The organism is Limobrevibacterium gyesilva (assembly GCF_025989185.1).
In the GTDB taxonomy this organism is placed as follows: domain Bacteria; phylum Pseudomonadota; class Alphaproteobacteria; order Acetobacterales; family Acetobacteraceae; genus Limobrevibacterium; species Limobrevibacterium gyesilva.
Genome location: NZ_JAPDNT010000038.1, coordinates 25,274 through 37,563 on the forward strand (window position 1 = coordinate 25,274; position 12,290 = coordinate 37,563).

9 protein-coding genes and 1 pseudogene are annotated in these 12,290 nt (G+C 64.0%); 4 read left to right on the forward strand and 6 right to left on the reverse strand.

The features are described 5' to 3' along the window. The first annotated feature begins 180 nt into the window (after positions 1 to 180). From OL599_RS23240 to OL599_RS23255, 4 genes are all read left to right on the forward strand, one after another. Positions 181 to 1,770, forward strand: a complete 1,590-nt coding sequence (locus tag OL599_RS23240) for an ABC transporter substrate-binding protein (RefSeq protein ID WP_264716430.1) — start codon at positions 181 to 183, stop codon at positions 1,768 to 1,770. Positions 1,771 to 1,893: 123 nt separating this feature from the next. Beyond that, positions 1,894 to 2,286 (forward strand): IS66-like element accessory protein TnpA, encoded by a 393-nt coding sequence (gene tnpA, locus OL599_RS23245; RefSeq protein ID WP_264716431.1) that lies wholly within the window; start codon positions 1,894 to 1,896, stop codon positions 2,284 to 2,286. Between the two features lie 62 nt (positions 2,287 to 2,348). After that, a complete protein-coding gene (gene tnpB / locus OL599_RS26085; protein WP_347403226.1) occupies positions 2,349 to 2,813 on the forward strand; it encodes an IS66 family insertion sequence element accessory protein TnpB in 465 nt (154 codons plus the stop codon). After that, on the forward strand, positions 2,702 to 3,229 hold the full coding sequence (locus OL599_RS23255) for a transposase (protein ID WP_264716432.1): 528 nt from the start codon (positions 2,702 to 2,704) through the stop codon (positions 3,227 to 3,229). The genes tnpB and OL599_RS23255 overlap by 112 nt, the downstream gene beginning before the upstream one ends. Here OL599_RS23255 and OL599_RS23260 read toward each other — a convergent pair. The 6 genes and pseudogenes from OL599_RS23260 to OL599_RS23285 form a co-directional block, all read right to left on the reverse strand. Further along, positions 3,175 to 3,882 (reverse strand): annotated as a pseudogene (locus OL599_RS23260) (IS6 family transposase). The gene OL599_RS23255 and the pseudogene OL599_RS23260 sit on opposite strands and share 55 nt — an antisense overlap. Before the next feature lie 332 nt (positions 3,883 to 4,214). Beyond that, positions 4,215 to 4,706: a hypothetical protein gene (locus OL599_RS23265; RefSeq protein ID WP_264716433.1), complete on the reverse strand. Its 492-nt coding sequence runs from the start codon at positions 4,704 to 4,706 to the stop codon at positions 4,215 to 4,217. A 153-nt stretch (positions 4,707 to 4,859) separates the two neighbouring features. Beyond that, positions 4,860 to 5,945: an IS5 family transposase gene (locus tag OL599_RS23270; RefSeq protein WP_264716434.1), complete on the reverse strand. Its 1,086-nt coding sequence runs from the start codon at positions 5,943 to 5,945 to the stop codon at positions 4,860 to 4,862. A 92-nt stretch (positions 5,946 to 6,037) separates the two neighbouring features. Beyond that, on the reverse strand, positions 6,038 to 7,108 hold the full coding sequence (locus OL599_RS23275; RefSeq protein ID WP_264716435.1) for a BBE domain-containing protein: 1,071 nt from the start codon (positions 7,106 to 7,108) through the stop codon (positions 6,038 to 6,040). A 723-nt stretch (positions 7,109 to 7,831) separates the two neighbouring features. Further along, positions 7,832 to 10,384, reverse strand: a complete 2,553-nt coding sequence (locus OL599_RS23280; RefSeq protein WP_264716436.1) for a S53 family peptidase — start codon at positions 10,382 to 10,384, stop codon at positions 7,832 to 7,834. Between the two features lie 459 nt (positions 10,385 to 10,843). After that, on the reverse strand, positions 10,844 to 11,929 hold the full coding sequence (locus OL599_RS23285) for an IS5 family transposase (protein ID WP_264716437.1): 1,086 nt from the start codon (positions 11,927 to 11,929) through the stop codon (positions 10,844 to 10,846). Between the last annotated feature and the right edge of the window lie 361 nt (positions 11,930 to 12,290).

The following is a 12,290-nucleotide window of genomic DNA, read 5'->3' on the forward strand; positions in this document are numbered from 1 at the left end:
TGAGTACAAGGGTTTTGAAAGGCGTTCTAAGTCGAAGCTGGCTGTTCAGCAGTGCGACTTCGAGCTGCGGCACGGCTTTACTCAAGCGGGCGCTGGACGGTTTTCCTTGCCGCCTCCCGCAAACCGGCTGAACATCGCGCCACTTGCAGAATCCCGGCAGGTACACCGAGGAGGAGAGCAATGCGCCGTCGCCGCAGCTTCGCCGCGGGCGCCGCGGCAACCATCCTGACCAGCGCTGGGATTCACCGCGCCCCGGCGCAGCCAGTCCGCAAGGTGCTGCGCGTGGTGCCCCAGGCGGAACCGCAATCCTTCGATCCCGTGTTCGCCCAGGTCAATAATACCTCGATGCACGGCGCCATGATCTATGACCAGTTGTTCGGCTGGGACGACAAGATGAACGTCCGTCCGCAGATGGTCGATACCTGGTCAACCTCCGACGACAAGCTGCTCTACACCTTCACCCTGCGCCGCGGCCTGATGTTTCACGACGGTACGCCGGTGACCACGCGCGACGTTATCGCCTCATTGAAGCGCATGTTCGTGCGCGACACCCAGAACCAGATCTTCGCGAACCTGATCGATGGCTACGAGCGGATCGACGACGGCACATTCACCCTCCGCCTGAAGCAGCCGTTCGCCTTCACGGAATTCCTGCTCGGCGGCAGCAACGGCGTCGTCGGCGCGATCATGCGGGAGAAGGACGCGCTCACCGATCCATTAACCCCGGTGCGCGACCGCATCGGCTCCGGCCCTTTCCGCTTCGTCGAGGCTGAGTACCGACCGGGGGCGAAACTGGTCTATGAGAAATTCGACGGGTATGTCCCGCGCTCCGAGCCCGCCAGCGGCTTTGCGGGCGGCAAGGTGGCAAAGGTTGACCGTGTGGAGTGGATCATCATCCCCGACCCGTCGGTCGCATTCACGGCGCTGCGCAGGGGTGAAGTCGACATGCTCGATGCCCCGCCGCTCGATCTTCTGACGACCGTGGAGCACGACCCCAACATCGTTATCGGCGAGGTCTGGCCACTGGAATCCTACGCGGTGCTGCGCTTCAACTCGCTGTGGCCGCCATTCAGCAACGTCAGGGCGCGGCAGGCCGTCGCCCACGCCATGAACCAGGTCGACTACATGTCGGCGGCGTATGGCGATGCGAAGAACTGGCGCGAATGCTATGCGTTCTGGGTCTGCGGCAGCCCCAACGGAACCGAGGTCGGTTCCGAGGCATTCCGCAAACCCGACCTCAACCTCGCGCGCAGGCTGGTCCGCGAATCCGGCTATGCCGGCACGCCCGTAGTGCTGATCGGCGGGTCGGATATTCCGGCCTATCAGCGGCTCAGCCTGGTCACGGTCGATCTACTGCAGAAGATCGGCTTCAAGGTGGACCTGCAGCTTTCCGATTGGGGCAGCGTCGCCACGCGCCGGCAGAAGAAGGACGCACCGGCGCAGGGTGGATGGAACCTGTTCCACACCAGCGCCAACGGCGCCCAACTCTCCAGCCCACTGACCAGCCCGTCGACGATCACCACGTGTGACGGCAAGAATTTCTACGGGTGGCCGTGCGACCAGCCCGAGGAGGACATGCGCCTGCGCTATATTCGTGAGCCGGATCCCGCCACTCGCATGGCGTTGCTGCAGGACATGCATCGCCGCCTATGGGAGGTCGTGCCGTACATCCCGCTGGGCCAGTTCATCCAGCCGTTCCTGTGGCGCAGCAACATCTCCGGCGTGCTGAAATCCAACGTGTTGGCGTTCTGGAACATCAGCAAGGCGTAGCAACCACCGAGAGGCGACTCTTCCCGTATCCACCCGGCGAGCGCCGCCTTGCGGAGTTGAACCGGTCTGCTGATCCTAACGGCGCTTGTTCGAGCGCCGCAAAGGGCAGGAGCGGGTGTGACGGTGGAAATCATCACCGGGGTTGAACGGCGTCGTCGTTGGCGGGTCGAGGACAAGCTGCGTATCGTCGCCGAGGTGGAGCAGCCGGGGGCGTGCTTCGCCGAGATCGTGCGATGGCACGAGGTCAGCCGAGGGCTGCTGTGGAACTGGCGGCGCCAGGTACGGAGTGGCGCACTGGCGCCGATGGCGGGCTTGCAGTTCCTGCCTGTGCACGGGATAGCGGACTCGCCTGTGGCTGAGCCGCCGCTTTCCAGCAAGCCGTCATTGGCGCGCCAGCCGTGTCCGGGTCGCGATGCCACGATCGAGATCGTATTGCCGGACGGCGCCACGGTTCGGGTCGGGTGTGATGTCGGCGCGGCGGCGTTGCGCCGCGTGCTGGGCGTGCTGTGCGGGTGATCCCGGTTCCCTCCGGTGTACGGGTCTGGTTGGCGACGGGCAGCACCGACATGCGCCGCGGCATGAACGGCCTGGCCTTGCAGGTGCAGCAGGCGCTGGGGCACGATCCGCACGGCGGCGATCTCTACGTCTTCCGCGGCAAGAGCGGCGACCTGGTGAAAATTCTTTGGCACGATGGCCTCGGCATGTCGCTCTATGCCAAGCGGCTAGAGACGGGCCGCTTCATCTGGCCATCGCCCGCCGAGGGGTGGTGGCGATCACGGCGGCACAGCTCGGTTACATGCTTGAAGGAATCGACTGGCAGCACCCGCAGCGCACCTGGCGGCCAGGGACGGCTGGCTAGACGGCCGCACGCGCGGGGTACACAGCACCGCCGGGCTGTGGTTGAATCGGCGCCATGCCGCCCGTCGCCGACATGCTGCCCGACGACATCGACGCACTGCGTGCCGCCCTCGCAGCCAAGCGGGCGGGGCGTCGCGAGGCGGAGGCACGGGCCTCCGGCGCCGAGGCGATGGTGGCGCACCTGAAGCTGCTGATCGCCAAGCTCAAGCATGACCGCTTCGGCGCCTCGCCCGAGCGCGGCCGCAAGCTACTCGACCAGATGGAGTTGGAGCTCGAGGAGCTGGAAGCCGCAGCCAGCGAGGACGCGACCGTGACGGGAACCGCCGCGGCTGATACGGGTCCTCGTCCCGCTTCCCGTCGCAGACCGGTGCGCGGGCCATTACCGGCACATCTGCCCCGCGAACGCGCGATGACTCCCGCGCCGAGCGCCTGCCCGTGCAGCGTCTCGCCTGCCAGGAACTCCTCGGCAACCTGCCGCTTGAACGCCGCGCTATGGGATCGATGCTTCGTCATGGCTTCCATCCTCCGGAAGCCCAGCAATGAGGGTCAAACCAAATCGCTCATTCTGTCCACCCCCAGGGGCGCACTCCACAGGGAGTAAAACTGCTGTGCTGGACACCAATTTCCTGCCGTGTGCAGCTGACCTTTGCGGATCATGTGTATGATCTCGATACCCGCCAAGGTCACCGTGGCTGACCAGAAGGCTTTGAACCCCAGCATCGGTCGTGCCAATCACTTGATGGCGCGGTGATCTTGCTCGACGATGTTGTTGAGGTACTTCATCTGGCGGATTTCCATCTCCGCGTCATGCTCGGCGTTGTAGCTCTCGATCGCCGCCGTGTTGGCACGACTCTTGTCGATGGTGATCTTCCTGGGCATACCATGATGACCGATCCCCCGGCGCAGAAAGCGCAACGCGGCTTTGCGATCCCGCTTGGCCGTCAACAGAAAGTCCACCGTCGCGCCGGCCTTGTCCACGGCTCGATACAAGTACTTCCAGACGCCCTTGACCCTGACGTATGTCTCGTCCAACCGCCAACTCGAACCCACCGGACGCTTGCGCTTCAAAAATTCCTTCTCCAGCAAGGGCAGGTACTTGAGGACCCAGCGATTGAGCGTGGCATGGTCAACCACCACGCTGCGCTCTTCCAGCATTTCCTCGAGTTGGAGGTAGCTGACCGGATACACCACGTACCAGCGGATGCCCCACAGGATAGCGTCCCGTTCAAAATGACTGCCTTTGAACTCGATCATCGTCGGCCGTCCCGCCAGAACCATCGTCAGCGTCATACGCTGGACCGCTGCCGGACGAAAATTTGCGACAGAGCCCGCGGCCGTCCAAACGCAAATCCCTTTGCGTTTCTCGACCATGACGACGATCTTTCGCCGCGCCGCGTGGCGCAGAGCCTGAACGACCTTGAAGACAACCGAGTTGCGCCGCGCAGCGTCGTTCGGATCCAGGTTGCGCTCGCACATCACTCGTTCGGCAAGTTCTCTCGTGTTCCGCTCGCCATCGGCGCTCAAATTGCGCAAGCAAATGTCGGCGATCTCGCCCTTCTTGAAGAATCCGTGGCTGGCAATGTAGCCTATGCGCCTGTAATCGATGGAAAGGAGCTTTCACTAAACCGCGCAGCGAGCTTCACTAGAAGCTGACGAATCTCCCAGACGGGTTGGATTTTCGGAACCGCCTGCCACATCGCCTTGTCTAGGTTTTCGCAGAGCCTCCGATAATCGTCGCTCGCTGCGTCGGGGCAGACAATTGCTAGCGCGATCAGCCATCCCTGCAATTCGGCGCTCGCCTGCCGGATATCTGGATCGTTTTGCGCTGCCACGTCGTCACCCCCATCCGCGATCCTCTTCGAGACGTACAGGTTGGCAGATTTCGCACAGTTGATCATCAGGAGCATAAACTGCTCACGCTGCCACCGCTGAAAGTCGGACCGTTGCTGCTCGCGCCTAGTTTCACGGTCTCGGTTCGTTTGATTAACATCAGCGATGATTTTGGCGATCACGCCGAAAAGCCCCCCTGCCACCACGCCACCAAGGGTAAACAGGCCAGTTACCGTTGACGTGTCCATCCTATTTCTTCCCTCTAGCAGGCTGCTGAAATGCGGTGCGGCTTTCGGCGGGTCGTTGGTTTTTCGGCGACATTCATGTGCGTCAGGCGCCGGCGTTGCGGTTGAGTTGGCGGCATTGGCGTTGGACGGCCTGCTGGGGGCGGATTGAGGGCGTCATGGTGCCGCTCGGAGCAGCCTGGGCAGGCGGACAAGGTTATAGGCGGCCATGGCGAAGGTGAACTGCCAGTCGATTTTCGGCAGCCCGCGGTGCCGCGCCTTGCGCAGTCCGGCGACGGTCTTGGCCCATCCAAAGGCTTCCTCGATGCGCTCGCGACTGCGCAGGCTGATCGCGTAGCCGGGATGGCGCGTGGTGCGGCGGTCGATGGTCGAGCGCCGCCCATTGTCGTTCTGCGCCACATGCGGCGTGACGTTGAACTGGCGCATCTGGGCGACGAAATCCTGCGTGTCGAAGCCCCGGTCGGCGCCGACGGTGATGCGCTGGGGGCGGTTGGCGTGCGGTTCGATCAGGTGCCGGGCAGCAAGCCGCTCGGCATGGCCTGAGGCAAGGGTGGCGACGGCACCGACGATCAGGCCGTGCCGGTTCTCCTTGAGCGCATGCGCCATGAAACACAGCTTCGCCTCTTTGCCCTGCCCCTTGCGGTAGAGCCGGGCACCGGGATCGGTCGTGGAGGCATGCGTCTCGTTGCTCCGCTTCTGGCCGTGGAAGCCCTGCTCGCCGTTCCGCCCTGGATCGGGCGGCGGGCCGGAGCCGTCCTTCGGGCGGAAACTCTTGGTGCTGGCCCACGCCTCCAGCAACGTGCCGTCCACCGAGAAATGCTCGTCCGACAGCAGCGCCTTGACCTGCGGCTGCGCCAGCACGGCGGCGAGGAACTTGATCGCGATCTCGCCCGCTAGCAGACGGTCGCGGTTCTTGGTGAAGGTGGTGGCGTCCCACACCGGATCGTCCATGCCGAGGCCGACGAACCAGCGGAGCAGCAGGTCGAAGTCGATGCGCTCGACCAACTGCCGCTCCGAGCGGATCGTGTAGAACGCCTGCAGCAGCAACGCCCGCAGCAGCCGCTCCGGCGGGATCGATTCCCGCCCGAACGGCGAGTAGAGCGCGTCGGACTCCACCGACATGGCCGAAAGCGTCGTGTTTACGATCTCCCGGATCACCCGCAGCGGGTGATCGGCAGGCACACGCTCCTCAAGGTTCACGTAGCTGAACAGCTTACCGCTGACCGCGTCGCTCCCGCGCATCCCTACCTCGTCAACCTGCTGACAGGCACGAAGGCAATCGCACTTCAACCCGCACCGCCAGCACCGAAATTCAGCAACCTGCTGGCGCTATCCTAATGTTCTGACCGCTGCCGACGAGGCAGGCTGTCGGGCGCAATGTTCTGATTGATCCGGAAGAAGTTGGTGGGATCGTATTTCCGCTTGATGGCGACGAGCCGTGCGTAGTTCTCCGCGCCCACCGCAGTGCGCACAAGGCCATCGTCTTCGCCATGGCCCGGGAAGTTGACATATATGCGGCCGTCCGAATGGGGCTGCATGTGCGACCAGAAGTTCCGCGACCATGCAATGTTCGGCCCATCGCCTTCCGGCTTTGACCACGTCGTATCGATACTGAGCACGTACGGCCTGTTTCGATCACCGAATGCCGTCGCATCTGCCGCCACGCGGGCAACCGCCCCGCCGAAGTCCCAGATGGACGTGTATGTCATGTCTGATGGGCGTGCCGCTACCCGCGTTACCAGATCCTCGATCACGGGGCCATCGAGCTGCCGCAGAAAGAGCGACTTGTAGTAGCTGCGATCATGTCCTTTGGGGAAGGAGTCGTCCAGCATGCTCTGAAGGGCGCAATATGGCATCCTCCAGCTGAAGTCGACGAGCATCGGTCCGAGCTCACGCAAAGGCTGAACCAGTGTCTCGCCCTCGCGGGCCGGACCGTCATAGGCGGCAGCCACCGTGATTGCACGCGCGCCACGCGCCTCCTGTGGCAGGCTTGCATCATTCGGTAGGGTCGAGAATTCGACGAGGCTGCCGAGGAGCTGATCGGGCGCAGTGGCCATGAAGTCGCGCCATGACGCGATAGCTTCGCGCGCGCGAGACTCGGGATACACCGCCAGGCAGGCCATCAGTTCAGGTTCGATTGGATGCAGGCGGAATTCGAACAACGTGACGATCCCGAAATTCCCGCCGCCGCCGCGCACCGCAACAACCACGCCGTGCGTGCGGGCAAAGTCGACCGACGCAACGACATCAGCAACGCCGTGGCAGCGCACGATGAGGCGGGGGCAACGATCGATCATGCCGCTCCACACCACGCGCGCCGCTTCATAGGTTTCATCCGCGGGTTGCAGCAGTGGACCTCTGAGCGCCACTTTAAATGCCGTGATTTCCGGGGCGTCCGCATCCATGGATCGAGCTCCTGATGGACCGACTTTCTGATACGGACGCTGGCGTAATGTCTATCCCGATGAGCGGTGAGCCGTGCGTGGACCGCCTGACGGCGTCGTGAGGCGGCCAGAAGCTGCCTATTTCCGCCGACGGACGGAGGACGTGAAGGTGGCGTCGCGGCAGATCGAAGTTAGGCGGCAGCAAGAACTGGCAGAGGCTGCCGGCAAGTTGGCAATCGAGCCGCGCCGGCGAGCGCGAGCAGCGCGCATTTTCGACCTCGCCGCTGGTTGAATAGCGATTATCGCTTTCATCTTGGCCGTCGGTCTCGTGGGCGCCCCGAAAGAAGCGGAGGAGCGCTCGCGGGCGGCATATGCTGTGGCAAGTGAGTCGGCACGACAAACCGCCCGAGCCCAGGCCTACGTGCCCCAGAAGCGCACCTCGCCGCGCAAGCCGCCTTCTGCGATCGCCACCGCCAGCGTCTCCTTGCTGCTGTCGATCGCCACATAAGTCGTCGTATGCACCGCCACGGCTCGTCCCCCATGCTTGAGGCTCTGGATCGCCAATAGATCCAATCCTCGACGCAGCATGCCGAGGGACGAGCCGCCAGGGACAGCAAACATGCGGTCTCATAGGCCTCCGGCTGCGACTGGAGGGACGATGAGCTGGCGGCCTTGACCGACCTACTCGCAAGATTTGCGAGATCGTGTGCTCTCGGCGGACGCGAGCGCTCACCCGACTGCGGACTATTGCGCCGACCAGTGCCACTGTGCGCCGTCCCACCAGTTCACCCAGAGATGGTTGTCCTGGCTCCGCACGAAGGCGTATGGTCGCTGGTTTACGGTGGTGACACCGACCGGGCCGGCGACGCTGCCGGCCGTAGGCGTTCCCTGATCGGACCAGTGCCACGCCGCGCCGTCCCACCAGTTCACCCACATATGGCCGCTACTGGCCCGTACGAAGGCGTATGGCCGTTCGTCGGTCGTGCCGAAGGGGTGCGGCGACGCCAGGACGGTCAACACGCCCACTTGGCCAGCGACGGTGCCGCCGCCCGGTGTTCCCTGGTCCGACCAGTGCCAGGCCGCGCCATCCCACCAGTTCACCCAGAGGTGCCCGGTGTTGCTCTGAACGAACGCGTAAGGTCGCTGGTCCAATGTGCAGACGCCGACCGGCCCGACGACGGCGCCGCCGCCCGGTGTTCCCTGGTCGGACCAGTGCCAAGCCGCGCCGTCCCACCAGTTCACCCAGAGGTGGCCACTGTTGCTGCGGACGAAGGCATAGGGCCGTTGGTTCATCGTGGTGACGCCGACCGTGCCAGCGACAGTGCCGCCTGTCGGCGTTCCCTGGTCGGACCAGTGCCAAGCCGCGCCGTCCCACCAGTTGACCCAGAGGTGCCCGGTGTTGCTCCGCACGAAGGCGTAGGGCCGCTGATTTACAGTCGTGACGCCGACCGTATCGACAACCGTGCCACCTGTCGGCGTTCCCTGGCCGGACCAGTGCCACGCCGTGCCGTCCCACCAGTTCACCCAGAGCTGCCCCGTGTTGCTGCGGACGAAGGCATAGGGCCGCTGGTTCATGGTCAACACTCCCACCGGACCGGCCACCAAGCCGCCGATGGGTGTCCCCTGATCGGACCAGTGCCAGGCGCTGCCATCCCACCAGTTCACCCAGAGATGGCCGTTCGGCGTTTGTACAAAGGCGTAAGGCCGCTGGTTGACGGTTAGAACACCGACGGGGCCGGCCACGAGATGGGCGGTGAAAGTTTGCAGCAGAGCGCCCCCTATGGGCACGCCCAGCCCGGTGCAGGCATCCCAACCGGCGCCCGCCGTGTAGCCGAGATTGGAATTCACCGGCCTGTTATTGCCTTGCGTGATATTCCGGAGCGCCTGTGGGTTCTGATAGAGCTTCGGCAGGAAGAAGCCGACCGGCGCCGGTGCCGCCTGGTTGATCAGCGCGGTTAGGCCGGCCCAGAGCGGCGCTACGCCGCTCGTGCCGCCGATCGGCAGCGTCTGACCGTTTAGAACTATCAGATAACCGCTATCCCTGTCGGCGTCAGCAGCCACATCGGGTACGCCGCGTCTATGTTGGCCATCGTTGACGCTGGCCGGAAGATTGACGCCCTGCTGGAATGCCGGTACCGCAAACAGATCGCTGATCCCGCCGCCCGTGCCCCAGCCGGAGGCGCCTTTGTTCCACACCACTTCGCTGTTTATGGTGTTGCCCGTGGTGTCGATGGTGGTGCCGCCGCAGCCGATCGCCCATGGGCTGGAAGCGGGGTAATCGACATTCGCCTTGCCGTTGGCGACCCCGTCAGTGCCGAGGTGGTCGCCCGACGCCGCGAATACCGAAATGCCCAGAGTCGCGGCGTCCTGCAGGGCATTGTTCATCGCTTGCCAAGCCTGCTGGGTCCAGTGCAGCTCGGCGGCGCCCCAGCTGATCGAGATGATGTGGGCCTTGTTGACCGCGTCGTTCGCCGCCGCCGACACCGCGTCGACGAAGCCCTGGAAGGTGTTGGGCGCGAAATAGACGGCGATGCGGGCGCCGGGCGCCACACCCCCGGCCACCTGAATGTCGAGCGCAACCTCACCGTCGTCTGGACTGCCGGGCGCGTTTTGACCGCCGTCCACGGAGACGGACACGACCGTCGGTGCTGGGAGCCCCATGGCGGCGAAGGCTGCGGCAGTGTCGGCGGCGAGATATCCGCCGCCGAGTTCGATGATCCCGATGCATTGCCCGGAACCGGTTAGGCCGGTCGGAAAACCATAGGCTATACCAACCGTGTTCGGCCGGTGGCCGATAATCACCTCGGGCAGGATTGCGCCGCCCACGACAAAATGGGGCTCCGCCGCCTGGCGGGTATCCAATCCGAGCACTGCCTCCACCACGGACTCGACGTCCTGCGGCAGGCGCAAAGCGCCGCTGCGGCCACGGAACTGCTGCTTGCCATCGTCGTAGACGGCAAGGTTCGTGCCGAACGCCGTCTGCATCTTAGAGGCGGATCCGGTCAGCTTCACCAAACGCCGACCAGGCTCGACTGCGGTCACCGTCAGACCGTTCTCAGCGGCGAATTCGCTCAACAGTCGGATGTCGTCCTTGTATTGCTCGGCGCGGCGCGCGTGCAAAGCGCCACGGCGGTCGGTGGCCGGCAGCGCTTCATCAGTCTCCGCAGTATGCGGGTGCGCCTTCAAATAAACGCTCACCTCGATGTTTTCGTCGGGTGCAACGTCGGCGACGCGCCGGACGCCATCCGGCAAGGTCTTATGACTGGCCGCGAATTCGATTTGTGTCTTGCTTACCATGTCGCGTCCTTTCGGAACCAAGGCCCGGCCGCGTAGGCCGGTTACCTCTTGCTGCAATCTGTCTTGGTGCTGCCGCGCTCATGCCCGACATGTGTCGGGTGATCCGCATCCCTCAGATCGTCCTTGGACGGGGATGCCCCGGATGTTTGGTCTCCTGAAGGCCACATTTGGCCCTTCGAACTTTATAGGCAACAAAAAAGATAGAGAAATAGCGTCGATATGATCGAGCGCATCGCCGATCATCCCGTCAACCGCGTCGCAGAGTTGCTGCCCTGGAACGTCGACGGGATCCGCACGAGGCTGGACCAGCGGCTCGCCGCCTAGCAGGCTGCTGAAGTGATGGGCGATTGAGGGGGCGTCTGGCGGTTGGCGTGACCCTGCGTGTCTTTTGCCGACCGAAAACTGTGGGGCACCGTCCACTTTCGTGCGCGGCGGGGCGAGTTGGACGGAGTCCAAGCATCACGTTACAGGCTCCAGCAGCTTCGGCAGGCGGACAAGGTTGTAGGCGGCCATGGTGAAGGTGAACTGCCAGTCGATCTTGGGCAGCCCGCGATGGCGCGCCTTGCGCAATCCGGCGACCGTTTTGGCCCAGCCGAATGCTTCCTCGATGCGCTTGCGGATGCGCAGGCTGACCGTGTAGCCCGGATGGCGCGTGGTGCGGCCGTCAATCGCCGAGCGCCGCCCGTTGTCGTTCTGCGCCACATGCGGCGTGACGTTGATCTCGCGAAGCTCGGCGACGAAGTCCTGCGTGTCGAAGCCTTTGTCGCCACCCAGAGTGATAGGCTGCGGCCGGTCCGCGTGCGGCTCGATCAGATGCAGCGCCGCCAGCCGCTCGGCATGGCCCGAGGCGCGCGTGGCAATGGCACCAATGATCAACCCGTTGCGGTTCTCCATCAGCGCGTGCTCCATGAAACAGAGTTTCGCCTCCTTGCCGCGGCCCTTACGGTAGAGCTGGGCATCAGGATCGGTGGTCGAGGCATGCGTGTCGTTGCTGCGCTTCTGGCCGTGAAAGTCCTGCTCGCCGTTGCGCCCCACATCGGGCGGCGGCCCGGAGCCGTCCTTGGGGCGGAAGCTCTTGGTGCTCGCCCAGGCCTCCAGCAGCGTGCCGTCCACCGAGAAGTGCTCGGTCGAGAGCAGCACCTTGACCTGCCGATGCGCCAGCACGGCGGCGAGGAACTTGGTCGCGATCTCACCCGCCAGCAGGCGGTCGCGGTTCTTGGTGAAGCTGGTGGCGTCCCAGACCGGATCGTCCATGCCCAGACCGACGAACCAGCGGAACAGCAGGTCGAACTCGATCCGCTCCACGAGTTGCCGCTCCGAACGGATCGAGTAGAAGGCTTGCAGCAACAGCGCCCGCAACAGCCGCTCCGGCGGGATCGATTCCCGGCCCAACGGCGAGTAGAGCGCATCAAACTCCGCCGACATCGCCTGCAACGTGGTGTTCACGATGCCCCGGATCACCCGCAGCGGGTGATCCGTCCGCACCCGCTTCTCCAAGTCCACGTAGCTGAACAGCGACCCGGCTGCCGCGTCACTTCCTCGCATCTTCGCTCCGTCCCTCTCGGAACGAGCGAATCACACCATCGCCGGCGCCGCTACCCTTTTCAGCACCCTGCTAGATGACGTCAAGCACTATGTCCGCGCCTTAGACGTACGCTTACCTTCATATGAAGATCCTCCTGGCTGGGTCACTTCAGATTCGGCAAGGCCGTGCTAATCCACACTGCGGCCCATGCTATTTGTGGCTAAATCTGGCTAATCACAGCCTTATCCGGGGGTTAGGCTGTCAATCGGCCTGCAAAAGGGGCTCTTCCGCACTTTCGGTGCAGTTTCGCTTGTACTGGTTCAGCGAATCGTCGACAGAGATGACCTCGCCACCTGAAACAATGTCGGTCATCCTTGAAAT